General features: G+C 34.6%; 24 protein-coding genes and 3 tRNA genes. 6 read left to right on the top strand and 21 right to left on the bottom strand.

Going from position 1 to position 25,908, the window contains the following annotated elements; translation table 11 throughout:
- Positions 1 to 82: 82 nt before the first annotated feature.
- The gene (locus tag AC3HD6_RS22625) at positions 83 to 478 is read right to left on the bottom strand and encodes a hypothetical protein (RefSeq protein ID WP_488898380.1); all 396 of its coding nucleotides are present in this window, start codon (positions 476 to 478) and stop codon (positions 83 to 85) included.
- 615 nt (positions 479 to 1,093) lie between these two features.
- Between AC3HD6_RS22625 and AC3HD6_RS22620 the strand changes: the two genes are divergently transcribed.
- A complete protein-coding gene (locus AC3HD6_RS22620) occupies positions 1,094 to 1,486 on the top strand; it encodes a hypothetical protein (RefSeq protein WP_488898379.1) in 393 nt (130 codons plus the stop codon).
- Positions 1,487 to 1,521: 35 nt separating this feature from the next.
- Complete coding sequence (locus AC3HD6_RS22615; protein ID WP_488898378.1) at positions 1,522 to 1,953, top strand: META domain-containing protein; 432 nt, start codon at positions 1,522 to 1,524, stop codon at positions 1,951 to 1,953.
- A gap of 56 nt (positions 1,954 to 2,009) precedes the next feature.
- On the opposite strand, the gene AC3HD6_RS22610 is transcribed toward AC3HD6_RS22615, so the two are convergent.
- The 9 genes from AC3HD6_RS22610 to AC3HD6_RS22570 form a co-directional block, all read right to left on the bottom strand.
- The gene (locus AC3HD6_RS22610) at positions 2,010 to 2,267 is read right to left on the bottom strand and encodes a SemiSWEET transporter (RefSeq protein WP_488898377.1); all 258 of its coding nucleotides are present in this window, start codon (positions 2,265 to 2,267) and stop codon (positions 2,010 to 2,012) included.
- A 32-nt stretch (positions 2,268 to 2,299) separates the two neighbouring features.
- The gene (locus AC3HD6_RS22605) at positions 2,300 to 3,334 is read right to left on the bottom strand and encodes an NAD(P)/FAD-dependent oxidoreductase (RefSeq protein WP_488898376.1); all 1,035 of its coding nucleotides are present in this window, start codon (positions 3,332 to 3,334) and stop codon (positions 2,300 to 2,302) included.
- 139 nt (positions 3,335 to 3,473) lie between these two features.
- Complete coding sequence (gene porN, locus AC3HD6_RS22600) at positions 3,474 to 4,412, bottom strand: type IX secretion system ring subunit PorN/GldN (protein WP_068939738.1); 939 nt, start codon at positions 4,410 to 4,412, stop codon at positions 3,474 to 3,476.
- 20 nt (positions 4,413 to 4,432) lie between these two features.
- Positions 4,433 to 6,025, bottom strand: coding sequence for a type IX secretion system motor protein PorM/GldM (gene porM, locus AC3HD6_RS22595; protein ID WP_488898375.1), 1,593 nt, complete (start codon positions 6,023 to 6,025; stop codon positions 4,433 to 4,435).
- Between the two features lie 53 nt (positions 6,026 to 6,078).
- Entirely contained in the window at positions 6,079 to 6,771 is a 693-nt protein-coding gene (gene porL / locus AC3HD6_RS22590; RefSeq protein WP_065396532.1) for a type IX secretion system motor protein PorL/GldL, read from the bottom strand.
- Positions 6,772 to 6,828: 57 nt separating this feature from the next.
- Positions 6,829 to 8,253, bottom strand: a complete 1,425-nt coding sequence (porK, locus tag AC3HD6_RS22585) for a T9SS ring complex lipoprotein PorK/GldK (protein ID WP_488898374.1) — start codon at positions 8,251 to 8,253, stop codon at positions 6,829 to 6,831.
- A gap of 108 nt (positions 8,254 to 8,361) precedes the next feature.
- Positions 8,362 to 10,215, bottom strand: a complete 1,854-nt coding sequence (gene glmS / locus AC3HD6_RS22580) for a glutamine--fructose-6-phosphate transaminase (isomerizing) (protein ID WP_488898373.1) — start codon at positions 10,213 to 10,215, stop codon at positions 8,362 to 8,364.
- 29 nt (positions 10,216 to 10,244) lie between these two features.
- A complete protein-coding gene (locus AC3HD6_RS22575) occupies positions 10,245 to 11,861 on the bottom strand; it encodes a DUF4270 family protein (protein ID WP_488898372.1) in 1,617 nt (538 codons plus the stop codon).
- A gap of 14 nt (positions 11,862 to 11,875) precedes the next feature.
- Positions 11,876 to 12,646: a glycogen/starch synthase gene (locus tag AC3HD6_RS22570; RefSeq protein ID WP_488898371.1), complete on the bottom strand. Its 771-nt coding sequence runs from the start codon at positions 12,644 to 12,646 to the stop codon at positions 11,876 to 11,878.
- Positions 12,647 to 12,817: 171 nt separating this feature from the next.
- Between AC3HD6_RS22570 and panC the strand changes: the two genes are divergently transcribed.
- Entirely contained in the window at positions 12,818 to 13,666 is an 849-nt protein-coding gene (panC, locus tag AC3HD6_RS22565; protein WP_488898370.1) for a pantoate--beta-alanine ligase, read from the top strand.
- A gap of 251 nt (positions 13,667 to 13,917) precedes the next feature.
- Here panC and AC3HD6_RS22560 read toward each other — a convergent pair.
- The 3 genes from AC3HD6_RS22560 to AC3HD6_RS22550 all read right to left on the bottom strand — a co-directional run bounded on the left by AC3HD6_RS22560 (position 13,918) and on the right by AC3HD6_RS22550 (position 14,239).
- Positions 13,918 to 13,990 (bottom strand) — tRNA-Lys (locus tag AC3HD6_RS22560).
- Between the two features lie 58 nt (positions 13,991 to 14,048).
- Positions 14,049 to 14,131, bottom strand: a tRNA-Leu gene (locus AC3HD6_RS22555).
- 35 nt (positions 14,132 to 14,166) lie between these two features.
- Positions 14,167 to 14,239, bottom strand: a tRNA-Lys gene (locus AC3HD6_RS22550).
- A gap of 115 nt (positions 14,240 to 14,354) precedes the next feature.
- Between AC3HD6_RS22550 and AC3HD6_RS22545 the strand changes: the two genes are divergently transcribed.
- Positions 14,355 to 14,870 (top strand): shikimate kinase, encoded by a 516-nt coding sequence (locus tag AC3HD6_RS22545; protein WP_488898369.1) that lies wholly within the window; start codon positions 14,355 to 14,357, stop codon positions 14,868 to 14,870.
- An 11-nt stretch (positions 14,871 to 14,881) separates the two neighbouring features.
- Here AC3HD6_RS22545 and AC3HD6_RS22540 read toward each other — a convergent pair whose 3' ends face one another.
- Positions 14,882 to 15,319: an RNA-binding S4 domain-containing protein gene (locus tag AC3HD6_RS22540; RefSeq protein WP_488898368.1), complete on the bottom strand. Its 438-nt coding sequence runs from the start codon at positions 15,317 to 15,319 to the stop codon at positions 14,882 to 14,884.
- Between the two features lie 55 nt (positions 15,320 to 15,374).
- Here AC3HD6_RS22540 and AC3HD6_RS22535 point away from each other — a divergent pair, with 55 nt between their 5' ends.
- Positions 15,375 to 16,109 carry a hypothetical protein gene (locus tag AC3HD6_RS22535; RefSeq protein ID WP_488898367.1) on the top strand — a complete coding sequence of 245 codons (735 nt, stop codon included), beginning with the start codon at positions 15,375 to 15,377 and terminating at the stop codon, positions 16,107 to 16,109.
- 195 nt (positions 16,110 to 16,304) lie between these two features.
- Here the strand turns inward: AC3HD6_RS22535 and AC3HD6_RS22530 are convergent, their stop codons facing one another.
- From AC3HD6_RS22530 to AC3HD6_RS22510, 5 genes are all read right to left on the bottom strand, one after another.
- Positions 16,305 to 17,822, bottom strand: coding sequence for an FMN-binding glutamate synthase family protein (locus tag AC3HD6_RS22530; RefSeq protein WP_488898366.1), 1,518 nt, complete (start codon positions 17,820 to 17,822; stop codon positions 16,305 to 16,307).
- A gap of 53 nt (positions 17,823 to 17,875) precedes the next feature.
- Positions 17,876 to 19,222, bottom strand: coding sequence for a tRNA (N(6)-L-threonylcarbamoyladenosine(37)-C(2))-methylthiotransferase MtaB (gene mtaB, locus AC3HD6_RS22525; protein WP_488898365.1), 1,347 nt, complete (start codon positions 19,220 to 19,222; stop codon positions 17,876 to 17,878).
- A gap of 66 nt (positions 19,223 to 19,288) precedes the next feature.
- Complete coding sequence (locus AC3HD6_RS22520; RefSeq protein ID WP_488898364.1) at positions 19,289 to 19,879, bottom strand: DUF1572 family protein; 591 nt, start codon at positions 19,877 to 19,879, stop codon at positions 19,289 to 19,291.
- 98 nt (positions 19,880 to 19,977) lie between these two features.
- A complete protein-coding gene (locus tag AC3HD6_RS22515) occupies positions 19,978 to 22,077 on the bottom strand; it encodes a T9SS type B sorting domain-containing protein (protein ID WP_488898363.1) in 2,100 nt (699 codons plus the stop codon).
- 158 nt (positions 22,078 to 22,235) lie between these two features.
- Complete coding sequence (locus AC3HD6_RS22510) at positions 22,236 to 23,033, bottom strand: hypothetical protein (RefSeq protein ID WP_068939761.1); 798 nt, start codon at positions 23,031 to 23,033, stop codon at positions 22,236 to 22,238.
- Between the two features lie 204 nt (positions 23,034 to 23,237).
- Here AC3HD6_RS22510 and glgP point away from each other — a divergent pair, with 204 nt between their 5' ends.
- Positions 23,238 to 24,905 (top strand): alpha-glucan family phosphorylase, encoded by a 1,668-nt coding sequence (gene glgP / locus AC3HD6_RS22505; RefSeq protein WP_488898362.1) that lies wholly within the window; start codon positions 23,238 to 23,240, stop codon positions 24,903 to 24,905.
- Positions 24,906 to 24,963: 58 nt separating this feature from the next.
- Here the strand turns inward: glgP and AC3HD6_RS22500 are convergent, their stop codons facing one another.
- On the bottom strand, positions 24,964 to 25,152 hold the full coding sequence (locus AC3HD6_RS22500; RefSeq protein WP_488898361.1) for a DUF6496 domain-containing protein: 189 nt from the start codon (positions 25,150 to 25,152) through the stop codon (positions 24,964 to 24,966).
- A gap of 10 nt (positions 25,153 to 25,162) precedes the next feature.
- A complete protein-coding gene (locus AC3HD6_RS22495; protein WP_488898360.1) occupies positions 25,163 to 25,636 on the bottom strand; it encodes a hypothetical protein in 474 nt (157 codons plus the stop codon).
- Positions 25,637 to 25,908: the final 272 nt, after the last annotated feature.

Here is a 25,908-nt window from a genome sequence, read left to right as displayed (position 1 = left end):
CGAAGTGATGATTACCTGCATACACAACGCAAAGCATTCCCACCTTACAATCAGGTAGAAATTCACTGGAAAAAATGAAATTTTAAATTCTAATGGAACGGATCAGAATAAACTTTTTGGTGGCAAGACCAAGAATATAGCCATGAATATCCGGCTTAAACTGCTTTTTGCTTTTTAATCCAAAAATATAGACCAGACTAAAAACTGCAGCAAAAACAATAATCGCCTGAAATACATCAGACAGTTGAAAATCATTTTCCGCAAGCTCTAAAGTTGAATTATCATCTATCGTATCCGAGGTCATCTGCTGAATAGAAAGCTTTTCATAAGTCTGATTCAGTTTATTGGCTCTTTTAGGAAGGTGCTGATGAGAAACCTGACCGGAATAGTCGTTTCGAAGTGTTTTAACATTGAGTTTGCTTTCTACTACAAACAGCAGAAAAAGACCCGTTAAAAAAAATACTATAAAGTTTCTCATTTTGAAGTGGCAAATGTACATTTAGATTATAATATCTTCATAGTAGATTAACAAAATTTAACGCTTCTTTAAATAACCTGAATTCAAAACCCTATCGAACACTAGACACTCTGAAAAACAAAAACTTACCAATCATTACTATCTCTTGTCAGTATAATAACACCTCATGATTCTTTGTTTTTCAATTTGGTGATGTCTCGTTTTTCGACATTTTATTTTAAGAAAATTTATGATTCATGGAAAATATCAACCATAAAAACTAAACTTTATCATGATTTCAAATTATTAATATAAGCATATTGTTATTCTCTCATTTTTGAATTATTTTTGCAAAAAATTTAAACAACAAATGAACAACGAAAAATACTCCTTCTATCCAACTGAAAACAAATCGGTTAATAAGACAACACCAACTCCCTCAATCGCAAATTTCTTACTATAAATAATCAGTTTCTGTTTCACTGAATAATGTTAAAAAAAAGAGCGGGCAACCTCCGATCAGTAAAAACAAAATGTTAGTTTATGAAAAATTAACACATATTTATTAAAAATATTTGTAATTTTATATAGTATTAACACCATAATTCATGAAACACTTTAAAATCACTTATCACTATGAAAAATTTATTATCAACAGTTCTTTTGGGACTGGCAGTTCTTTCCTCAACAGCGTGTAAACATCCCGGAAAAGAAGCTGAAACTGTTACCGTTGCAACCCCTGAAAATACAGATGATATTTCAAAAAATGTCTATGTTGATAGTTATGGAGAAAAAATAGAAGTCACCATAAACCGAACTAAAAACATAGCTACGGTACATTTAAACGGTAAAACTTATGACCTTAAAAAAAGTGAAGCTTTGCCAGACTATACAGCCTCTAATGAAGAGTACCAATACTCTGAAATTAAGGGTAATATCACTTTTTTAAAGAAGAATGTAGATATGGTGTTATTTCATCTTAAACAGGCAAAAAAAGAAGCAGGTCCTGCAAAAATGGCATCGTATTAGCTTATGTACAAACAGAAAATTTAAAATTAAAATTTATGAAAAGCTTGTATTACTATTTATCCGCTCTTTTCCTAGCTGTATTTCTTGTTTCTTGCCAAACACAGACGGCACAGAAACCTACTACAGATATTACCGGAAAAAAATGGAAATTAACTGAGCTTAACGGTCAGCCGATTGCATTAAAGAACCCCAAAAACAATCCTTATTTCAAACTTGATATGAAAGGAATGAGATATGAAGGTCATGCTGGATGTAATGGATTAGGCGGTACTTTTGAAATCAAGCAGGATGTGATGAGAATCAAATTCAACCAAGGAATGTCTACCATGATGGCTTGTGAAGATCTTGATATCGAAAATCAGTTTACAAAAGCGATCCTTGCTGCTGACAACTATTCTGTTAATGGGAATACATTAACTTTAAATAAGGCTAGAATGGCTCCATTAGCGAAATTCGTTCTAGAATAAGAAAAAAAATAATTAGATTTAATATAAAAAGACGTCCTTGTATGGGGACGTCTTTTTTACTTTTTATTATATATTATATAACAGACTAAAAGGCTTATATTAACCAAAACAGCAAATGAGTTTGATAAAATGATTGGAAGTTCATTTTTTACAAAACCATACCAAACCCATAAAGATAACCCTGAAATAAGTACCAAAAGCATAAGCAGGGAAATGTCTTCTACATTTTTCTCCTGTATCACTTTGATAAGTTGAGGAATCATAGATATGGAGGTGAGTACTCCTGCTATGATTCCTAATAAGTTTTCATTCATATATTTTGCCTTTAGGTTATTGCTAAAAAAAGCTATTTAAATCTATTTAATGATACTTCTTCATGCAATGGAACTCCTTCTTCCATAAAGAGGAACAGATCTCTTGAGAAGTAACATCCATTCAAAATCCCCCTTGCACCCAATCCATTGAAAACATACAAATTGCTATAGATTTCATGTCTTCCAATAATGGGTCTCCTATCCTTTACCGTAGGTCTGAAACCAAAATTGACTTCCTTCACTTCAAAATCATAAGGGTAGAATTCTGATAATCCATTCACTAACTGATTAACGGCTGATTCATCAATATGATGGTGAAGCTGCTCCCGGTCATAAGTTCCACCATAGAAATAAAGCCCATTTCCCGTTGGGAAAAGGAAATGCTTCTTTTTAATGGTTATATTTTCCGGAATAGGCTGAGAGAGCTCAACTTTTATGTGATGCCCTTTATTCGGGTTCACCATAATTTCTGAAAAATAGGGATTATCTTTCACTCCTATTCCTTCACAAAAAATAATATTTTTAAAATTTAAATCTTTATATGTTGATTCTGATGGATTCAATTTGGCATATTCGAACTTTTCACTGATAAGAAATTCTTTTTTTTCTAAATAATTAAATAAACCCGTGAAAAATCCATTAACATTCAACCTGGCAGACTGATTCACCTTTCCAGCGAGAAAATCATTTTTTACTACATTTAAAGACTCGAATTTTTCATCCAAAAAGTTAGACAATTCTTCGTTTCCTGATTTTTTGAGCCAAAGCTTATGTTCATTTTCATCATGAAAGATTCTATGAATAGATGCATCGATTAAATAATTTTCTCCTGTATATGATTCTATTTCTTTCAGACTGCTCTTCAGAAAGTCTATTTGCTCCTGAGCTTTCCAGAAGGTGGTAAACTTTTTAAGAACCACAGGATTGATAATGCCCGCAGAAACCTGTGAAGCACTTTTTCTTCCCTCGGAAAAGACCACGAAGGATTTATTATTTTTAATCAGCTGATGGGCTAAAAAAAGCCCTGCATATCCATCTCCTACAATAATATAATCTACATTTTTCATATGAGAAATTTCATTTATTTAAAGGTCATATGCAACCGCCTATATCATTGATTATTGATCAGCAATAAACAAAGGGCGATTTCATAATAAAAAAACCTGAGTAAAAATACTCAGGTTTTGTATAAATATCAAGTGAAATTTAGTAATTCCACATATCATTTTCCATTTCTAGAATCTGCGACTTGATTCTGTCGCTTTCTTCTAACTGATCATCAGCATCTTTAGGGATATAATCTTTAATGGTACCATCTCCTAAACCGCTTGAAGATTTATAGATTACAGAAGAAAATCTTCTTGCATTGATGATATCATCAAAAGATAGATCTGCAGAAGAATTTTTTCTATTGTAAACATAATTGTTTGCTAAAATATCTCTTGCATTCGGATAGAAAATCCAGAATAGGTCGATAAGATCATCATTGCTTGCAATTGGCTTACCGTCTGGTCCTATAACTCCTTGTACTGCTGGATCTGGTCCCATTGCTGCAATACCTAGAGGTCTGTATTTCATTTGTCCGTCTCTCTTATCTACGAACCACATACCCATAATTTTAAGTACTTTTACTTTCTCAGTAGTCGTCTTAAATACGTCAGTATATTCTTTTTTCTCTTGTTCAGTTAATTGTCTTCCTGAGTTTAGAATATCAATAGCAGCATCATTAATCGTAACTTTTTCCAATCTTTTCTGAATTCCCTCAGGAGAAAGCTTTACAGTAAAGTTTTCATCATCATACACCTGCTCAATTTTACCACTTAAAGCTGCATCTAACAATAACTGGTATAGAGATCTTGTAGGAGTAGAAAGAAGACCATCCGGATTATCATAGTAAAATGGTTGATTGATCTTATCATTCATATCGATGATTTCCCAAACAAACATACTCTTAAGGATGTCTTTGTCTTCCACAAATCCATATTCAAGAGGCTTTACTGTTTTATCTATAATAGTATCACCAACTTTTTGTTTGTTCTCCGCTCTCATCTGTCTAAACTCTTCTGGAGAAGAAGCGTTCAGAATAGTCTGGGAAAATGCAAATCCCGAGACTAATACTAAAAGGGTGCTAATATATTTTTTCATAATAAATTACAATTTTAGTCCTATTGAACATTAATAATTATAGGAGTAATGTTTTTAATCTGTTGTCCTTCTAATCCTTGAGCTGTAGCTTTGATATCGAAGATAGATACAACATCTCCCGTTCTCAGATTTTTAATTAATCCGGCAGCTTCACTTAATGTATTTCCGTGGATCAATAGCGCAGCTCTACCAGGTACTCTTACCATGAATTGCGTTACATTGAACGAAACTGGGAAGTCGAAGTCAGGAATAGCAGCCTGTACAGATTGGTTAGGAATAGAAGTTGCCGGCATCGACAATACATTCTGTCCTCTCATCTGACCTTGAGGTGGCGGAACATTCTTGATTCTATATTCAAATACCTGAGATACTGTTTTTCCATAAGGATCTACTCCCGATAATGTCAATTTTACAGTAGTACCGGTTGAAGGTTTTACAATCCATTTACCAGGTCCTGTATTTCTTACTGTAGCTCCCGGAGCTGATAATGAAAGTTTAGAGTTGTCTGCACCTAAGATAGATCCTGATACAGGGTTCTCTAATCCTCTATACATTACATTCATTTTATCAGCAGAAAGTAATAATCCTTTTTCAAGTTTTACTTCTCTAGGTCCTGCGATAACATTATAAGTATGCGTCCAAGGGAAAGATTGAGGCTTACCTGAAGCATCTGTTAATGTAATCGTTCCAGCAAGTTTATGTTCTCCAATACCTGCTCCAGAAATAGGAATGATACCTTTACCATTTTCCTGCTTGCTTACTCCGGAAATACTGATCTTATTACTATTAGAATAAGTACCTAGCATTACTTTTACTTCAGCCTGCTTACCAGCCTGGATATCTGTAGGTCCGGAAACTATTGGTTCATAGCTTGTAAACTTGATACTAGCATCCACTTTTTCCTGAAGCATTAATGCTAATGCATCAGATTGTACGTTTCTGGCATCATTTTGGATAATTTCCAAATTAGATATAGCGGCAATTAATGGCTGATGATAAAATTTATTTTGGAACCAAGTTTTCTCATTTGGAGATTTTCCTTTAGGATACTCCGCAATAAGAGATTTGTTAGCTCTCTCAACTAAATCAATAAGTTGAGGATTCTTACCAAAAGTAGCATTAATATAATTTCTAACATCATCAATTTTTGCTTTAAGATCTAATGCATTTTTTGATGGTGAATTTTCATCTCCTTCTTTAAAGAAATATTCTGTAGTAGCTTCGTTGTTGTTTAACGCAGCAAAGTTTTCACTTACGTCAATTTCTTTTCCGGTTTTAGGATCTTTATCATGAAACTCTGATTGTTTTTTCAATAAATCCTTGATATCCTGAGCATGTTTTACTAACGCATCAATTTTGGTTTTCAATAATTTATAATCTTCCCAAGGTTTTGCGTAAGTATCCGGAACCTGCTGAGCCTTAGCTTCCAGCGTTTTTTCAAAAATCTTTTCGTTCTTTCTTTCTGTTAAAGTTCTGGTTTCATTTAATGCTCTGGTGGAGTCATAATATGATCTGATGATTTCTGCATCGATGTTTAGGGCCATCATCGCGATGAACACCAGATACATCAGGTTGATCATCTTCTGACGAGGGGTCTGTTTTCCTTGTGCCATTCTCTTTTCTTTGTTTTTTGATTAAATAGTTTAAGTTCAGAAATGGTTAGGAATTAAGACTTCATAGCAGTTAGCATACCACCATAAACTCTATTTAAGTTATTAAGATTAGAGGTTAAACCTTGTAGCTCTTGATTAAATTTCTCAGAATGTTCAACAGATTTCTGCATGTCAGAAACATATTTAGTAGCAAATTCTGCTTGTTTCTTACCGCTTTCCAACTGCATAGCGTATAATGCATTCATACTTTCCATATGCTGAGCAGCCTTGTTCAACTGATCGTTGTATTTATGAGTAGAAGCAGAAACGTCAACAGTTTGGTTAATTTGATCTACAGAACTTGAAAACTTGTCAATTCCAGTTCTTAATCTTTCAAATAATTGAACATCCAATCTAGCATCTTCAAGCATTTTATCCAATTTAGTAGAAAGAGAATTTTCTAGTTCAGCAAATTGGTTACCTGTATTTCTAGTAGTTACATTTGAGTGTAACGGGTTTGGGTTTGCATGTTTATCTAATAATTCAGGGTAAACATTTTCCCAAGCATAAGACTCTTCAGTTTTTGGAGGGTCGAAAGCGAAGATAATAAAGATAATCGCTTCTGTAATAAGCCCTACAGTAAGCGCTATATTACCGTTAATTGGTCCCAGAGTAATGTGAGTAATTTTAAGCCAAGCTCCAAGAATTACAATGGCAGCACCGAATGAATAGAAGAAATTCATCCAAGCATCTTTCGTCTTAAACATATTGAGTTAGTTTTTTTAATGTTAAATAAAATTGTATTGAAAAATAATTGTTTTGGTTTATTGTCTGTTAACTCTTCTTGGCTTAACAGCTGCTTCAGGAATGTCCTGTACAGTTCTAAATCCGATATAGCTTCTTGCTGAATCTTTTCTTTCCCAGTCTCTTGCACCGGTCATTAGCGCATATCCTATATCTTTCCAAGATCCACCTCTTACAGACTTCTTAGTATCCTTTTTATCTTTAGTAGAAGGATTTAATGTAGAAGAGAATCCATAAGAAGAGTTGTTATATGCAGATTCTGTCCATTCAGAAACGTTTCCAGCCATATCAAATAACCCAAATCCATTTTTCTTAAATTTCTTAACTGGAGCTGTATATGTATAAGTACCTTTTTTCTCGTCTTCCATATAGTTACCTCTCTTAGGTTTGAAGTTGGCTAAATAGCAACCTCTATCATCCATTAAATATGGACCTCCCCAAGGGTAAGTGGCATTTTGCATGCCTCCTCTTGCAGCATATTCCCATTCGATTTCTGTTGGAAGACGGAACTGCAATGGTCTTTGTTTTTTTCTTTTTAAACTTTCGTTATAGTCAGTTTTCAATTTAGATCTAAAGTTACAATAAGCTCTCGCCTGATCCCAGGTAACTCCTACTACAGGGTAGTTTTTGTAAGCCTTGTGCCAGAAATATTGTTCAAATAATGGCTCATTGTAAGCAAAGTGGAAATCTTTTACCCAAACCGTAGTATCGGGATAAATCGCGATACTTTGGCTTTTCAGATAATTGGCTCCTCTTTCGTTATCTGCAAGTGCTGCATCCATATCTCCCCAACGGTATGTATACTTCAACTTACTTACATCTAAAATTCTTTCGTTTCCAATTCTTGAAGAAGCAGGTAGATACATAGATTCCAAAACTTCTGCATAGTCTACATCCGGGTATTTTGAAGTACTCCAGTGTAAAGGAATTTTCCAGTCTAATCTTTTACTCGCATCATAAGTCCCATCTTCACGGCCACCTTGGCCTTCCATATATTCTTGATAAGGTGTTAAATTTTCTTCTTTTTTAGCAAGGTATGCATAATCTCCTATACTAGCTCCTCTACGACCGCCTTCGTCACCACCTTCTCCGGCAGCTTCAGCGAGTAGAGTTCTTGCAATAGAATCTCTTACATAGTTGATAAATACTCTGTATTCTGCATTGGTAGTTTCTGCTTCATCCATGAAGAAAGAAGAAACAGTAACTGTCTTCAATGATGCTTTTTCAGGTGTATTTGTTGGATCCTGATCTGCTAAACCAGCAACAAATGAACCTGCAGGAATTGCAACCATTCCGTATGGTCGTTCCGCAACAAATGATTTCGTTTTTTCTCTTGGTATCAATTCTCCTTTTGTTCCTGGCTTCCCTACAGAAGAGCTGCCACCACCTGAACAAGATACCGATGCTACCGACGCAGACAATAATAAAAGAAATATCCTTTTCATGTTAATTTTTATAATTAAGCCGTAAATATATAATTTTTTTAAGAAACTTTTAAGATTTATTTTGAAATAACGAAAGAAATCTAAATTTATTTTATTTACAACTAATTTTTATTCCACAGTTACAGATTTTGCCAAGTTTCTTGGCTGATCTACGTTGGCTCCTCTATATACAGCAATGTAATAAGCAAGCAGCTGTAAAGGCACTGAAGCCACAATTGGAGAGAAACATTCTGAGGTTTCAGGAATTTCAATAACATAGTCTGCCATTTCGCTAACCTGACGGTCACCTTTGTTAACAACAGCTATAATTTTCCCTTTTCTTGCTTTGATTTCCTGAACATTGCTTACAATTTTATCATAGTGTCCTTTTTTAGGTGCTATAATAACAATTGGCATATTTTCATCAATCAGAGCAATTGGTCCGTGCTTCATTTCTGCAGCAGGGTATCCTTCAGCGTGGATATAAGAAATTTCTTTTAGTTTTAATGCTCCTTCTAAGGCAGCAGGATAATTGTATCCTCTTCCCAGGTAAAGGAAGTTGGTAGCTTTCACAAAATCTTTTGCAATATTCTGAGTCAGCTCATGAGTAGCGTTTAATACTTCTTCAATCTTCTTAGGAATAGCATCAAGCTCTGCAATTAAGCTCATAAATTCAGCATTTCCTAAGTTTCCGTTATGCTTACCTAATTTAAATGCAATTAAAATAAGGATAGTAAGCTGTGCTGTAAATGCTTTTGTAGAAGCTACTCCAATTTCAGGACCAGCATGAGTATATGAACCAGCATCTGTAATTCTTGCAATAGATGAATCTACTACGTTACAGATACCATATATAAATGCTCCTTTCTCTTTTGCCAGTTTCAAGGCAGCCATTGTATCTGCTGTCTCTCCTGATTGAGAAATCGCAATCACCACATCTTTATCTGTAATAATAGGATTTCTATATCTGAATTCTGAAGCATATTCTACCTCTACAGGAATTCTTGCATATTCTTCAATAAGATATTCTCCGATAAGACCTGCATGCCATGAAGTACCACAAGCAATGATAATAATTCTGTTAGCATTTTTGAACTTTTCTACATGATCCCAAATCCCTGCCATTTTGATAACTCCTTCATCTACAAGAAGTCTTCCTCTCATTGTATCGTGAATAGACTTAGGCTGTTCAAAGATTTCTTTAAGCATGAAATGTTCATAGCCGCCTTTTTCAATCTGCTCTAAACTCAACTTAAGTTCCTGAATTTCAGGCTCAATCTTAGAATTCTCATTGATTGTTCTGATATCTACCCCATTTTCCAAAGAAATGGTAGCCATATGTCCTTCTTCAAGATAAATAGCTTCTTTTGTAAATTCTACGAAAGGAGAAGCATCAGAAGCAATGAAGTATTCTTTATCACCAAGTCCAATTGCTAAAGGAGAACCTAATCTTCCTACAACCAATACTCCAGGATAATCTTCATGAAGTACTGTTATAGCGTATGCTCCATATACTTCATTTAAAGCATATCTCACTGCAGCCGGAAAATCAATCTCCGGATTAAGATCCATAAAATATTGAATAAGGTTTACCAATACTTCAGTATCTGTTTCTGATTTGAAAGTAAAACCTTTTTCAGTAAGCATCGTTTTAATGGTATCATAATTCTCAATAATACCATTATGTACCAATGCTATTTTTCCATTATTTGACAAATGCGGATGGGAATTTCTATCGCTTGGAACTCCATGGGTAGCCCAACGGGTATGTCCCATACCAATTTTAGCTGTTCCTTTTAGTTGCTTCGAAATATTCACCAAATCCTCTACTTTACCTTTTGTTTTTTCTACTTCAAGCTTATTGTTTGAGCCTTCTAAAACAATCCCGGCACTATCGTACCCTCTGTATTCCAGTCTTCTAAGACCGTTAATTACGATCTCATAAGCATCCTGAAAACCTGTATATCCTACTATTCCGCACATATGTATTTTGTCTTGTGTTTATTGTGTTTTTATTTATTATTGGCTGTTGAATAAGTAACCTTAAGCTGGATTCTTCTTGGATTCTTTTCGGTTTTATCTGTTCCGACAAGAACTACTCTGTTCATATCAGTAGCTCTGGTTGTATATTTTGGTCCATAAATACCTCCCTGAGGATTTTTCACAAATGCTCCTAAATTAAGATATAGCACATTATCTGCAGCCGCTACTTCAGGTTTTTCAACCATATCTTTAAGAGTTTGTGTAACTACAAAATCATAGTATTCATATTCAACACTTTCCATTGTTGTCTTCCCATAATAGTACATTGGAAATCCTTTTAGCATATCTGCTGTAAGCTTAAGATCTGAATCTGCAGCAGTAAAAGGATTTGTCAGAAGAACAAATTTACGATCGCCAGCCACAGACTGAGCATTAGCGAATGTTTTATCCTTATCAACAAATACTCTGATTTTAGCCCCTACAATACCTGCTTTCTTTTCATTAAATACTTTTTTCAAGCTTTCAATGGTAGATTTCTCAATTTTCAACCCTATAGAAGGTCCTCCCATCCCCTGAACGAAAAGAGAAGCATCACCATTTGTTGTATTGGCATTTGCCACTGCATCAGTAACAGGAGCTGTTCTCGTATATTCATACAGTCCTAAATGAGCATTTTGACCTCCTAAATCAAATGCAAGCTTTGACTGCGATCTGGTTACTGTACCATTATCTGTTTTATCAGATTTATAGTACATAATAAGCTCCATATCATTAGGAGCAAACTGTATAAGGTAACCATCTTCATTTTCTACTGAAATTTTAATTCCATTGAAATATCTTGTAAAGTTAGCAGCATCCTGAAGTACAGGCTTACCTTTTTGATCAAGAATTTTTTTCTGAAAGTAGTCTTTATCCAAATTCATTCTAAAGCCTAGCTTACCATCAAATACATTGGTATTATCTGATTTTTTGGTGATCGATACAGTACTTACATTTCCGTCAAAAATAGCAGATCCAAGCAATTGGTCTGTTTTAACCGGTCCACCAGAATATGTGAACTGTTTTTGACTTGCATCTATGAACTCAGCTACATCATGCACATTAATTTTCATAGATTTAAAACTTCCATCTGTTTTACCATATTTACGAGTTGGATATGTTTTTTTCTCTATTGAAACAGTAAACTTCTCGTTACCAACAGGATAATTTTCTTTGTCATAAGCAGCAGGTGCTACCACCTTATCAGCTATATAATATGTATCATCAGCTGTATTTGCAGGTGTTCTTAGCACTAATACAACAGAATCCACTTCTGGCTTATCTCCAAAATCAAAGCTGGCTGGCATCCTCAATTGGGTAACATAAGATGCTTTCTGCAATCCAAACTGATCATCTTTGAAAGCTCCTAAGACAGCCACAGCAGTTCCTCCTGTAGAAAAAAGTCTTGCTCCGTCACTTTTGATAGTGTCTTTATTACCAATATTATAAGCAACAACAGGATAGGAAGTTTCGCCTCCTATTGCAGCATCTTTGTCAAAAAGCTGTTGACCAAGAGAATCCGGGTCTGGTTCACAGTTATAAAGAATTGCACTTCCGAAAACCGCCAATAGAAGCATGGCGAAAGTTCTTTTAAGAGTATGAGTCATTAAAAATGTGTTTTTTAATAAAGTTGATTTATAGAATCTACGTCAAGATACTCCGACTTTTGAGTCGCTGTTTCATTGAAAGCCTTATCCAGATCTTCATCCAGGAATTCGTCTCCTTTTACAACAGTATCTACATAGTTCATACTTTCGATAACGAAACCTTTGATCGTTGGGTTATCTAACGCTTTTAGTCCTGAAATATTATCAAACTTCAGCTTTTCATCGATCTTTTTATCAAGTTCAGCTTCTTTCTCATTATATAAGGAAAGAACAATTTTAGCATCCTTGAAATAAGTATCTGATTCGTAGTACGTCTTAAGATAAATTGGAACAAATGAAGACATCCAACCATTCAAATGAATAACATCCGGAACCCAGTTCAGTTTCTTGATCGTTTCAATTACCCCTCTTGCAAAGAAAATAGCTCTTTCGTCATTATCGTCGAAAGGATTTCCTTCATCATCGAAATAATATTGTTTTCTTTTGAAATATTCTTCATTGTCTATAAAGTAAACCTGAAGTCTTTCCCCCGGAAGAGACGCTACTTTAATAATAAGCGGTTGATCCAGATCATTGATGATAATGTTCATCCCTGAAAGACGAATCACCTCATGAAGCTGGAATTTCCTTTCACTGATTTGTCCAAATCTTGGCATAAAAACTCTTACATCATTGCCTTCATTGTGCATCTTAAGCGCCATTTTGTTTACCACAGCGGCCATATTTGTATCTTCCTGGTATGGATACATCTCTGTAGTAATGTACAGTATTTTTTGATTCGGCATAAACTTTCTATCTAATTTTTGTAAAAATGCTTTAATGTGCAAAATTACAAAAAAACATCCAACATTATTTTAATTAACATTTTTTTACGAAAATTCCCTTTGCCAAATTGGTAAAAACACATTTTATTATATGATATTTTTAGTATTTTTGAATAAGCATTAAAATAAACTATGGAAGTTATAAAGAACAGGAAAATCCTTCAGGATTTCATTGAAAGACAGAAGGAAATGGGAAAAAGAATTGGCTTTGCCCCTACGATGGGAGCTCTGCACAAGGGGCATCTTTCCCTGTATGAAGAAGCAAAAAAGGAGAATGACCTTGTTATTTCTTCAATTTTTGTAAATCCAACTCAATTCAACAACCCTGAAGATCTTGAAAAATATCCAAGAGATATCAACAGAGATCTCCTTATTTTGGAACAGTCCGGATTGGTAGATGCTGTTTATATCCCGGAAGTCTCTGACATCTATCCTGAGAAAGCAGAAAGCCAACACTATGATTTCGATGGATTGGAAAATGAAATGGAAGGAAAATCAAGACCTGGACACTTTGATGGTGTTGGAACTGTTGTAGAAGAGCTATTCAGACAAGTTCAGCCTGATAATGCTTATTTTGGAGAAAAAGATTTCCAACAGTTGGCTATTATTAGAAAAATGGTTGATAAAAAACATCTTCCAGTTAAAATAACAGGAGTTCCTATCTACAGAGCAGATAACGGACTGGCACTAAGCTCAAGAAACCAAAGACTGCATGAAGATCGTAAAGAAGCTTCAAAAATCATTTATGAAACTTTAAATAAAGTAAATGACTGGTTCAGAACCGTCAGCATCCCCGAAATTAAGGAGAGAGTAAGTGATATTTTCGATAATCAGAAGGGAATGCAATTGGAATACTTCCTGATTGCAGATGAAAACACATTACAGGAAACGGATTTCTTCTATAAAGACAGAAAATTCAGAGCCTTTATAGTAGTCGTTGTAGATGGTGTGAGATTAATTGACAATATGCACCTGGATTAGCATTCACTTTTCAAAAGACGATTCTTAATAAAATAAAGCTCTGATCATTGATGGTCAGAGTTTTTCATTTGAATTACTCTTATCCCCATTCTCTTTTTCCGAGCTTACGTATACAAACTGAATTTGCAATGAAAAGATCCATTTTATATCTCAGTTTAATATAAAAAAATCAAAGGCCTCCGGAAGGAAGCCTTTGAAACACCAAATCACAAAATATTAATATGAAAAAAATTTACTTTTCAGTAAACTTGTGACCCGGCTGGGATTCGAACCCAGGACCCATACATTAAAAGTGTATTGCTCTACCAGCTGAGCTACCGAGTCGGCCACAATTAGGAATAAATATAAATAAATATTCTCAATTATAAAATTTTCTTTGCAGTGCCTGCGACTGGACTCGAACCAGCACATCCTTAGGAAACCACCCCCTCAAGATGGCGTGTCTACCAATTTCACCACGCAGGCAATAAAATTACAAGATTCGTAATTATTATTGCTAGTGACCCGGCTGGGATTCGAACCCAGGACCCATACATTAAAAGTGTATTGCTCTACCAGCTGAGCTACCGAGTCGGCCACTTTATCAACAAGTTTTCATTTAAGTAATGTCCCTTGTTTTAAGTGGTGCAAAGATATGACTTTTTTCTTTATCTCAAAACTTTTTCGCAAATTTGTTTAAAAAAAATTCATGATAATTTCACTCATTGGTTATATGGGAAGTGGCAAATCCCACATTTCCAAAATATTAAGCGATAAAATAGATTTCAAACTGATTGATCTTGATAAAGAGATTTCAAGAAGGAATAAATTAACCATTCCTGAGATTTTCGAGAAAAAGGGAGAAATTCACTTTAGAAAGCTGGAAAGAGAGGCTCTTGAAGAAATATTAGCCTCTGAAGAAAATGTCGTACTAAGCCTTGGAGGCGGAACTCCCGTTTATTATAATAATATGGAGATCATTAATCATAATTCTAAAAGCGTTTTTTTAAGAACTTCTGTAGGAACATTGGTTGAAAGGTTGTCTAAACAAAAGGAAAAAAGACCATTAATTGCTAATATTTCCAATGAAGACCTTCCGGAATTTATTGCTAAGCATTTATTTGAAAGAAATCAATTTTACAGCAAAGCACAATTCACTGTAGGAACTGATGCCAGAGAACCTGAAGACATTGTGAACGAAATAATAGAAAAGCTCTATCACTAGAGCTTTTTATTTTAATCTTCATTTTCGGTTTCATCATCTGTTTCTCCGAAGAAATCATCCCAATCTGTAAAGTCAGCGTCAATATCATTGCCTACATAGTCATCCATATCTCTTCTGTCTTTCTTTGTAGGTCTTCCCTCGCCTTTGTTTCTGTAATAATCCTGAGACATTTTACGAAGTTTCAATAATTCGTATTGTTCTTTATCCGTAACATCCTGTATGTGTAAAGGGACCAATTTGGCTCCAATTCTACTTTTAGGAATCTGAAGTACCTTTATTTTATAATCAATCTGATTCTTACGTATCTTGATAACATCCCCTTCTTTTACCTCCTTAGATGACTTTACGGCAGATGTTCCGATAGAAACTCTATTCTTTTTAATCTCCTCAGCTGCAATACTTCTTGTCTTATAAAAACGAATGCTCCACAAAAATTTATCTATTCTCATATTTTTTTATACTTTTGCCGTTATATTATTTGTAAAGTAATTAAAGTTTTTTGAAATGAAAAAAATATTTTTATATATCCTTGCCGGATCTTTGTGTCTTACTGCTTGTAAAAAAGATGATGAAGTAGAAACTTATAAGGAGCCAGAAGATATCAATGTACAGAACACTTATGATGATCAGGCGATTACAAAATTCCTAGATGATAATTATCTGGATGCGCAAGGGAATATAAAAGCTTTCAGTGCCACTGATACTTCTGATGATAATGAAAAGAAATTATCACAATTGAAAGTTGAAAAGCTTCCTTCAGGAACAATTTATATCATGAGAGATGGGGCACAACCAGCCGCAGACAATGGGAAAGTAATTGCTACGGATGATATTATTAAAATAATGGGTAGAGTTTATACTTATTTGGCTATTGATAATAACGGAACTACTGTATTTTCTTCCAAAACTCAGTTTTTAAACACGATAGATGATAGTACAATTCCATTTGTTGATCCTGCCTATTACTATGCAAAGAAAAGTGTAAGAGAAGCGAACAAGCAAGAAAGGCCTTACTTTGAGATATCAGGATTCAGAGAGGCTTTACAAAAATTTACAGCTTTTAAAGATATACCCAATTCAACTCCTTATAACCTACAGGGTGTAATTATTGTACCATCAAGAGCTGCATTTGCAAGAAATCCTCATTACCCTTACTTAGGTACCTCTTATAGAAATAAATCATTTGTTTTCAATTTCCAGATTTATGGAACTGAGACAAGACCTGATACTGAAAAATAAAAATATAAACCATCTATACCAGGTGGTTTTTTTATTCATCACATAATACTATTAAAGAAAGAATAAAGGTTTTAATATAAAGTCATCCAAGATTTTAAACTAAGAATAGCAATTATAAAAAAGTCAGACTAGAATATTCTAATCTGACTTTTTTATTTAAAATAGCCTTTTAAAAACTGCGTTTTTTCTTATTTATTAAGATCTTGCTTTCTGCTTTACATTTCCTAAAATATCAGGGAAATAAAGGTCTGCTAAGTGATCAAATTCATCTCCTCTCATGAACATGGTAGCATCTACTTCTTCATAAGAACCTCTTCCTGCTGCTGCAATCAGTTCATTGCAAGTGTGAAGGGTATTTTTATGAAAATGATATACTCTTTCTGCCTTATCTGTAACATCAAGCCCTTTAATAAGCATTTTATCTTGTGTAGCCACTCCTGTCGGACAGTTGTTAGAGTTACATCTCAATGCTTGAATACATCCTAGCGAAAACATAAATCCTCTTGCATTGTTACACATATCTGCTCCCATAGCTATTGCTCTTAAAATATCTAAACTTGTAAGTACTTTACCACTGGCAATTACTCTCAGTTTGTTTCTAAGATTATAGTTATTAAGAGTTCTGTTCACAAAGATCAGAGCTGGTTCCAAAGGCATCCCTACTCCATCTGAGAATTCCGGCGGTGCAGCACCAGTTCCTCCTTCTGCTCCGTCAATCGTTATAAAATCAGGATAGATCTTCAATACATTCATTTGTACACAGATGTCCTCAAATTCTTTTGTATCTCCAATACAAAGTTTAAATCCAACAGGTTTTCCTCCTGAAAGTTCTCTCAATTCCTGTACAAACCTCAACAACCCGGCAGCATTTGAAAATGCAGTGTGTGATGGTGGTGAAATAATGGTCATTCCAGGTTTTACATGACGAATCGCTGCAATCTCCGGTGTATTTTTCACACCCGGAAGCACTCCTCCGTGTCCTGGTTTTGCTCCCTGTGATAATTTGATCTCAATCATTTTCACATTAGGAAGCGTTGAATATTTAGTAAATAATTCAGGATTAAATTTTCCTTCTTCATCACGACATCCAAAATATCCTGTACCGATCTGCCAGCATAAATCTCCTCCTTCCAAGTGGTGAGGAGAAATTCCTCCTTCTCCTGTATTGTGAAAGAAATTTCCTTTTTTAGCCCCTCTGTTTAGTGAAATCTGAGCTCTATCACTTAGTGCTCCAAAACTCATTGCTGAGATGTTAAATAAAGAAGCGTGATAAGGTTGTGTACACTGTTCTCCCCCTACCCAAACTCTCGGAAGCTCTTCTGATGGAGATTTGGCATAAATGGAATGCTTAATCCCTTCATATTTTCTGTGATTAACTTCCAACTGTGTTCCAAAAGCTACTGTATCACTAAGATTTTTAGCACGTCTGTATACTGCAGAACGCTGATTTCTAGGGAATGGTTTCCCATCTGTCTCCCTTTCAATGAAATATTGCTGCATTTCGGGTGAAATACTTTCGAAAAAATACCTAAAGTACCCCAGTACCGGGAAGTTCCTCAGAATAGCATGTTTCGATTGATAAGCATTGTAAACACCCAATGCATAAATAGCGGATAGCAGCGTCGGTATCCAGTAATGCGCTTTTATCAGTAGTGCTATAATCCAGGTAGCAACTACTAATACAATTCCCCAAGATAAAAACTTATCTCTCATGAATGTAGTATTTAAAGTTTAAAAATAAATTTAGTGGAAATTTTGCAAAGAGCCTATGCTTTTGCTAAAAAATTTTGGTAGGAAGATTGCACAGAAACTGTGCCATCTGACAGGATTTTTTCTAAATTTAGAAATTCGATTTGATTGACAGATGCAGGATCAAAGTTTTTCTGGACTCTCACATAGTTTTCTGTGAAGCCAAACATTTTCCCGTCTTTATTTTCATGCTCCCAAAGTACAGGAAGCGTTTTTCCAAGTTGAGTCTGATAAAATGCCATTTTTTTCTTTTCAGAAAGAATTCTCAGCATTTTATTACGTTTTTTTCTTTCAGCTACCGGAACTACTCCTTCCATTGCAGCAGCCTCTGTATTTTCTCTTTCAGAATAAGTAAATACGTGAAGATAGGTAATAGGAAGTTCATTAAGGAAATTATAGGTTTCCATAAACAGTTCTTCCGTTTCCCCCGGAAATCCTACAATAACATCTACACCAATAGCAGCGTCAGGCATTACCTCACGGATTTTATTAACTCTGTCGTTGTACAGTTTGGTCAGATAACGACGTTTCATTTTTTTCAATAAATCATCACTTCCGGATTGTAAAGGGATATGGAAATGCGGAACAAAGCTTCTGCTTTTAGAAACCAGTTCTATACTTTCATCTTTTAAAAGATTAGGTTCAATGGAAGAAATACGGATTCTTTCGATGCCTTCTACTTTATCCAGTTCTGAAATAAGATCCAGGAAAGTATGCTCATGTCGTTTGTTTCCGAACTCACCTTTACCATAATCACCGATATTTACTCCGGTAAGAACAATTTCTTTAATGTCTTTTGCTGCAATTTCTGAAGCATTTTTAAGAACATTTTCGATGGTATCTGAACGAGAGATTCCTCTTGCTAATGGAATGGTACAGTAAGTACATTTGTAATCACACCCGTCCTGAACTTTCAGGAATGCTCTTGTTCTGTCTCCAATTGAATAACTTCCGATAAAGAAATCGGTTTCTTCAATTTCGCATGAATGCACAATTCCTTCATTGTCTGATTTTTCCAAATCATCAAGGTAACTCAGAATATTAAATTTTTCTTTAGCTCCTAAAACAAGGTCTACTCCTTCAATCTGTGAAATCTCTTCAGGTTTCAGCTGTGCATAGCATCCAACAATAACCACCAATCCATCAGGATTAGCTTTCATTGCTCTTTTTACGTGAAGCTTACATTCACGGTCAGCATTTTCAGTAACTGAACATGTGTTGATTACATAAATATTTGCCTTCTCATCAAAGTTTACCTTATCATAACCTGCATCTGTTAATTGACGGGCAATAGTAGATGTTTCTGCAAAATTTAATTTGCAGCCAAGTGTGTGATACGCGGCAGTTCTTTGAAAAGCAGACATGTGTTACTTCTGAATTTTATGGGTGCAAAGATAGTAATTTTAATAATAATTAAAGATTGATTCAGTCTATTGTTTATATTCATCCCTTACTTCCGGGCTGTTTTGGAAACATACAGATGATGAATTGGCATTCGGTTCTTGTTTTAGAAATTTGTTTTTCATTTCATTATTAAACTCCTGCGATTTGTTTCTGGCAATAGAAAGTGTACTCCAATCTTCATTTTTAATCATTTTAGCGATATAAACAATCTGCCCAATATGATATGGATAATGAGCTAGTTGTCTAAAAACGGCATCAATAACAGGATGTCCCTCTCCCCTGATGTAGATCGTAGAATAAAGATTCTCATCATTAATTTGACCTAAAGCATCAAAAAAACATTTCCAACCTTTCTCCCAAAATGCAAGAACTTCATTTTTGGTTTTAAAAGTATTCACAAATTCTTCATCTCGGTGACGCCAGGATTTTTCACCATCTTCACTAAGGAAATTAGTCCATCTTGACAACATATTTCCTGCTAGATGATGTACAATGACTGCAATAGAGTTACTTTCTTCATTATACTGCCAGAAAATCTGCTCCTCTGATAATTGACTAAATGATTTATCTCCAAGGGATTTATAATATTCAAAGCGTTTTACAAACAGGTCTATCATTCTTTCTATTTTAATCACTAATGTAAAAAAATCGAAAAGAAAAACCACCTCTTTCCGAAGTGGTTTTATCTATGTATTTTATTTATAGTATATCATTATTATTCCCGGTTTTTAACCAGCACCCAGCCTGTAAATTTAATAGGGGTACTCTTGCTGTTATTTTCATTCCATAACACAGAATACCAATAAGTTCCTGTTGGAACTTTTCTTCCTCCTACTGTTCCGTCCCATTTATAGCCATTAAGTTTATCTGCCTGATGAATCTTGGTTCCGTATCTATCAAAAACATTAATGATAAGATTTTGTTTCCCTGATAATGCAGAATAATCAATCATATCATTTACACCATCGGCATTTGGAGTGATTACGTTAATCAGATTGGGAACTACAACTTCTACTTTTATAGGTTCACAGTTGTAGGCATCTTTCACAAAGACATTATAACTACCTCTGGAAAGATTGGTAAAAGTATTGGAATCCTGCCAAACAATATTATCCAATGAGTATTGATAAGGCGGGTTACCTCCTATGGCAGATACCGTTAAAGTAGTATTGGTCACCTCAATATTAGAAATCACAGGAAGTTCAGACGGCAATACCTTTACCGTTTGTGTAGTAATACATTCGCCGGTTTTAAGTTTTACCCAATATACTCCAACTCCTACAGTAACCGTTCGGGTAGTAGCCCCGGTACTCCATTGATAACTTTTGAATCCTGGTCCTGCATCTAAAGTAGTTTTACTTTCTACACATATGGTTTTATCTTTAAGGACATCAGAATATTTCGGCGGAGTTACTATCAACGTCACCTTAACAACAGCGTAACATCCTCTGGCATTGGTAACTCTTATATACACCACTCCATTAGGAGCGATATAGGTTGAAAAATTTAAAATTTCATTAGTCTGATTAATAGCATCAGTTTCAGACGGATAATATTTTTTAGTATTATCCGGAGTGGTTACCGGAGCGTTTGCTAGATTAAAAGATCCAGTACTTGGATTGGATTCAATAAAACATTCTGTAAGCGGAGCCTCTTTAGCAAAAACTACAGGATGAAATTTTAAAATAATCTTTGCAATACCAGTACATCCATATTCAGATGTCACTTTTACATAAACAGTTCCTTCCGCAGAAACAAATGCATTCGGATTCGTGATCTCATTAGTCCCTGCATTTAGGTCAAACATACTGTTATAGTATTTTTTCGAAACACCAGTTGCTGCTATAACATCAGCTGTTGTGAGATCAAAAAGAGCTGTTCCTGCATTATTATTGTTACACTCTATTAATGTGGCGTCTTTTACCACAATAGATCCGTCTTTAAATTTAAATGTTCCCGTTTGTTTACATTTATTAAGCGGACTATTTGGATTGGTTGGGTCTGTATAACTAATACTATAATAATAAACGGTTGTAGTATTTACTGTCTGCGGAGCTGTAATAGGATTACTGACTGTTAATGCATCATTGGCACTGGTATGATAACTTACACTAAAACCAGGATTTCCATTAATAATCCCTGATGATAAGCTCGTAAAATCAAATATAACAGGGTTTCCACAGATCACCACTTCTCTTGGATTAGCGGGATTAGCAGCCGGGATACCTGGTGGTATGAAAGGGTTAGGCTGAATAGTTGGATCAGTAAATGGAGAAGCTAACGTAGCTGTTCCACCCCATGTTAAAGAGAAAGGAGCGGTTGTACTGCTCGTACTGCTTACCCAGTTGTCAATAAATAAATAGTACGTTTGTCCTGGTAAAACATCCAAATACCGACAATAAGGAGTAGTGGATCCTCCAATCGCATTTGTAATGGTACTGGTCATATTTAAGCCGGTTGCTGCCCCCACACCAATAACGGTTGCCGCATTACACCGTATAGCAGATCCCAGACTTCCACAATTTACATTAGGCCCAAAAATAGCCCAGTCATAATCAGCATCCGGATTATTGGGAACCAGATTGAATGTCAGAGTACCAGCTGTAGCAATGGTAATTTTATACCAGATCGAATTGTGTTCTCCAGATACATCTATACAAGTTCCGGAATTCACCATTTCTTTGATATTACCATACCCTGTAGGGCTGTATGTAATATTCGAGTTTCCACAAACAGCCAATGCCGTAGCACAATCTTGTTGAGAATATAAAAAATGGGAAATGTATAGAAAAGTAATTAGTAAAATTTTTCTCATAAATATATTTGTTTTGATGGTTAAGTCATTTTGATTCAGATCAATATCCAACTTATACCAAATATAACTATTATTTAATCATAAATAACAAAAAGTAATATTTTTTATGATATTTCAAACAAACACAATAAATAATTAAAAATTTAATACTTAAATTACTATTTTATACTAGTAATATTGCCACAGAGGTTTTCTAGATGAAAAATTTTATGAAAAGGGCTTTTCACTTCTTTCAGATGGTCTTTATCCTGAATAAATGTATACCTTGATGCAATAGAATTCATATCGGAAACAATAACCAGCCAGCATTCATCCACTGAAGTATCATAATAAGGAAACTTTTCATTCTTTTTTTCAATAAGATCAAGAATTTTTTCGGAGCACAGCTCATCAAAAAGGTTCATACTATACTCATGTGTAATAAAAACATTTCTTCGATGGAAAGATTTTCTTACACTTTTCACACATCCTACTCCTTTATTTTTTTTTATGCTTTTGTAGATATTAATGATATTTTCCTCCTGCTCTTCCAGATTATCAAACTTTATATTGGGGTGGAATTCTAAAAAATAAACACCACGATACTTCGTAGTGTCTTCCTGTTCTAATATTATTTCTGCTTGGCGGAACATCTTATTCAAAGTACTTTCTACCTTTTTCATTTCCAGATGATTGATGACTTCGGTCAATTCTATTCCGATTTTTTTGTCGTTCAGTTTTGCGATAAAGTCTGGGCTTTCGCAGGTAAAGTTTTCAAATTTTACATCGGGAAAATGGTGCATAAAAGAGTTGAGCAGAAGAATCTCTGACTTTTTTCGGTATTTTTCACGGTCATGAAGTGGAGATTCATCTATGGTACGGTGATACTTTTCTATGGGCTTTTTTTTCAAATGCCTGTTCAGGTAATATAAACTCAGATTCTTGATCAGATCTTCATCAGAAAATGTCTTTTTCATGTGTGATTTTTTTTAATTTAATTAAACACATGCAGCCATTGGCTTTCATCATTAAAAGTTTTTGATAATCAAAAATTTACACTCTTAAAGATAAGTAAAAAAACTATTCAATGCTTAGTTTTAAAATTAATTTATCCATTAATTAATATAAAGTTTATTTTCATTATTAATACCTTTGCCTTCTTAAACACAAACCAGCATTCTATGGATTTTAGGAATTTTAAAATACCCTACAGCATCAATCCCCAATATTCAAAAAAGACCGCCTATTTCTCAATGGAGTTTGCCCTTGAGCAGGTATTGAAAATATATTCCGGAGGACTTGGTTTTTTAGCCGGTTCTCATATGAGAAGTGCATACAACCTTAAGCAGGATCTTATTGGAATTGGTATTCTTTGGAAATTCGGATATTATGACCAAGCGAGAAATCACGATCAGACTCTTCAACCTGTATGGACAAGAAAAATGTATAGCTTTCTTGAAGATACGGGAATAAAGTTTCAAATTGAGATTCACAGTGCCCCTGTTTGGGTAAAAGTATGGTATCTTGATCCTGAAATTTTCAATACAGCACCTATGTTTTTCCTTTCTACGGATGTTCCTGAAAATGATCATGTTTCAAAAACAATCTGTCATAAGCTTTATGATGCTAATGAATCTACTAAACTAGCTCAATATATCTTACTTGGAAAAGGAGGGGCCAAATTGCTTGATGAAATGAACACCGAAAGAGATGTTTATCATTTAAATGAAGCTCACGGACTTCCTGCAGCATTTTATCTGTTAAGAAAATACAATGGAGATCTGAATAAGGTTAAAGAAAAATTGGTTTTCACTACGCATACTCCTGAAGAAGCAGGAAATGAAAAGCATAGTTTCAGATTGTGTTATGATATGACATATTTCTCCGGCTACAGCATGGAAGAAGTAAAAGCAATTGAAGGTACAGATGATGACCGCTTCAATCATTCTCTTTGTGCTCTGAAAATGGCAAGAATAGCCAATGGAGTTTCTCAGCTTCATGGGGTGGTTTCCCGTACCATGTGGAATAAATATCCCGGAATCTGTGAAATTACTTCCATTACGAATGCACAGGAATTCAAATATTGGGCAGACAAAGCGCTTTATAATGCAAAAGATGAAAACGATGATACCGTTTTCGATTACCGTAAGAAACATTTAAAGAAAAAATTATTCAGCATTGTGGCTGACCAAACCGGAAACCTCTTCAATCCTAATGTTTTCACTATTGTATGGGCCAGAAGGTTTGCAGGTTACAAACGTGCAGATCTGCTTTTACATGATAAAGACAGATTTTACAGACTTTTGAACAACCCAAAATATCCAGTACAAATCATCTGGGCAGGAAAACCTTATCCTATGGATTATTCAGCAATATCTACCTTCAATACTTTGGTGGAAGAAAGTAAGAATCACAAAAATATGGCTGTTCTTACTGGATATGAACTTTCTTTAAGCAAATCATTAAAGCAGGGTTCTGATCTTTGGTTAAATAATCCAAGAGTTCCAAGAGAAGCCTCCGGAACTTCAGGAATGACGGCTGCGATGAACGGATCTGTCAACTTATCCACAGATGATGGCTGGATTCCTGAATTTGCCAAACATGGAGAAAACTCTTTCGTAGTTCCTAAAGCAGATTACATGAACATGAGCATCTATGAGCAGGATAATTATGATTTAAATACATTATATGAAATCCTTGAAAACGAAATTCTTCCCATGTATTATGATCATCCAGATCAATGGAGAAAAATACAGCACAATGCTATGAACGATGTAAAAGATCAATTCAATAGTGATAGAATGGCTGATGAATATTATAGAGTATTGTATAATCAAAAAAATAATTAATTATTTAACTCTACCATACAAAATGCCCGGAAAATTTCCGGGCATTTTGTATTAAAATTTATTTACTTTTCTTTTTTGATGGCACCTTAAGCCCTTTTTCTCTCGCTTCAGAAATACCAATGGCTACCGCCTGTTTTCTGCTTGTCACTTTTTTTCCGGAAGAAGATTTCAGTTTTCCTTCCTTGAATTCGTGAATTACTTTTCCTACTTTGTCCTGAGCTTTATCTGAATATTTGGTCTTGCTCATGATATTTTTTTTAAGATTTTGGCAGGGATACCCCTAGTTCATAAACTCTGGCGTGTTTCAAATACTTTGAACGTTCTCTTGATGTCACCGATTGAAAATGATCATTTTTGATCACAATAATCGGGTCTTCTGCATTTTCGATTTCAAAATTGGCTAGATATCTTTCATCTGGTGGAGATTGTTGTTGCTTTGCTTTAATCTTCTGAAGTTCATCCGCATATTTTCTAAATCCGGGATCAGATGAATGGATAAATTTATACTCATCGCCTGCATACACATAGTAATGAAGTTTTTTCTCTATCAAACCGACTTCATCTGTAATTTCAGGATTATCATTTCCATCTTTAAACCCTACTTCTACTAATAACCCTCCTTTCTTATTAGCACATTCCTGCGCATCATTAAAACTAGAAAAACCTGTATAAACAATTCGGTCGTTTAATACATAACGGTTCAGTTTCTGGTTGTATGCATTCGTTTCCATAATTATTCTTTTTGATTGATTGGTAATTATATATATTCAATTTTTTTGCCAAATTGTCTTTTTTTTAAAATTTCACCATCCGATATTTTTTTCAATTACCTTAGGTTTGCAGTCCAAATATTAACCATGAAAAATTTAAAGAAAGTTTCTATACAACAGTTACAAGAAGTACAAGGAGTGTTTTACCCGAATGACAAGATGTATGGACTCTTCTCCCTGTAAACTCAGAATTTGGTGGATTGGAGTATTTGAAGAATCGTCATGTAGTTCTC

The sequence above is a fragment of the Chryseobacterium sp. II3a genome, from assembly GCF_057815135.1.
Note: the sequence above shows the minus strand (reverse complement) of the source record. Positions and strands in the feature narration are given on the sequence as shown.

Bases quoted from the DNA above. Each gene is read 5' to 3' on its own strand.
- panC (WP_488898370.1), top strand. From the start codon at position 12,818: ATGGAAGTTATAAAGAACAGGAAAATCCTTCAGGATTTCATTGAAAGA.
- AC3HD6_RS22520 (WP_488898364.1), bottom strand. From the start codon at position 19,879: ATGATAGACCTGTTTGTAAAACGCTTTGAATATTATAAATCCCTTGGA.
- porL (WP_065396532.1), bottom strand. From the start codon at position 6,771: ATGTTTAAGACGAAAGATGCTTGGATGAATTTCTTCTATTCATTCGGT.
- AC3HD6_RS22500 (WP_488898361.1), bottom strand. From the start codon at position 25,152: ATGAGCAAGACCAAATATTCAGATAAAGCTCAGGACAAAGTAGGAAAA.
- AC3HD6_RS22540 (WP_488898368.1), bottom strand. From the start codon at position 15,319: ATGAGAATAGATAAATTTTTGTGGAGCATTCGTTTTTATAAGACAAGA.
- AC3HD6_RS22575 (WP_488898372.1), bottom strand. From the start codon at position 11,861: ATGACTCATACTCTTAAAAGAACTTTCGCCATGCTTCTATTGGCGGTT.
- AC3HD6_RS22570 (WP_488898371.1), bottom strand. From the start codon at position 12,646: ATGCCGAATCAAAAAATACTGTACATTACTACAGAGATGTATCCATAC.
- AC3HD6_RS22535 (WP_488898367.1), top strand. From the start codon at position 15,375: ATGAAAAAAATATTTTTATATATCCTTGCCGGATCTTTGTGTCTTACT.
- AC3HD6_RS22515 (WP_488898363.1), bottom strand. From the start codon at position 22,077: ATGAGAAAAATTTTACTAATTACTTTTCTATACATTTCCCATTTTTTA.
- porN (WP_068939738.1), bottom strand. From the start codon at position 4,412: ATGAAAAAATATATTAGCACCCTTTTAGTATTAGTCTCGGGATTTGCA.
- AC3HD6_RS22625 (WP_488898380.1), bottom strand. From the start codon at position 478: ATGAGAAACTTTATAGTATTTTTTTTAACGGGTCTTTTTCTGCTGTTT.
- glgP (WP_488898362.1), top strand. From the start codon at position 23,238: ATGGATTTTAGGAATTTTAAAATACCCTACAGCATCAATCCCCAATAT.
- AC3HD6_RS22620 (WP_488898379.1), top strand. From the start codon at position 1,094: ATGAAAAATTTATTATCAACAGTTCTTTTGGGACTGGCAGTTCTTTCC.
- glmS (WP_488898373.1), bottom strand. From the start codon at position 10,215: ATGTGCGGAATAGTAGGATATACAGGTTTTCAGGATGCTTATGAGATC.
- AC3HD6_RS22495 (WP_488898360.1), bottom strand. From the start codon at position 25,636: ATGGAAACGAATGCATACAACCAGAAACTGAACCGTTATGTATTAAAC.
- AC3HD6_RS22605 (WP_488898376.1), bottom strand. From the start codon at position 3,334: ATGAAAAATGTAGATTATATTATTGTAGGAGATGGATATGCAGGGCTT.
- porM (WP_488898375.1), bottom strand. From the start codon at position 6,025: ATGGCACAAGGAAAACAGACCCCTCGTCAGAAGATGATCAACCTGATG.
- porK (WP_488898374.1), bottom strand. From the start codon at position 8,253: ATGAAAAGGATATTTCTTTTATTATTGTCTGCGTCGGTAGCATCGGTA.
- mtaB (WP_488898365.1), bottom strand. From the start codon at position 19,222: ATGTCTGCTTTTCAAAGAACTGCCGCGTATCACACACTTGGCTGCAAA.
- AC3HD6_RS22530 (WP_488898366.1), bottom strand. From the start codon at position 17,822: ATGAGAGATAAGTTTTTATCTTGGGGAATTGTATTAGTAGTTGCTACC.
- AC3HD6_RS22615 (WP_488898378.1), top strand. From the start codon at position 1,522: ATGAAAAGCTTGTATTACTATTTATCCGCTCTTTTCCTAGCTGTATTT.
- AC3HD6_RS22510 (WP_068939761.1), bottom strand. From the start codon at position 23,033: ATGAAAAAGACATTTTCTGATGAAGATCTGATCAAGAATCTGAGTTTA.
- AC3HD6_RS22610 (WP_488898377.1), bottom strand. From the start codon at position 2,267: ATGAATGAAAACTTATTAGGAATCATAGCAGGAGTACTCACCTCCATA.
- AC3HD6_RS22545 (WP_488898369.1), top strand. From the start codon at position 14,355: ATGATAATTTCACTCATTGGTTATATGGGAAGTGGCAAATCCCACATT.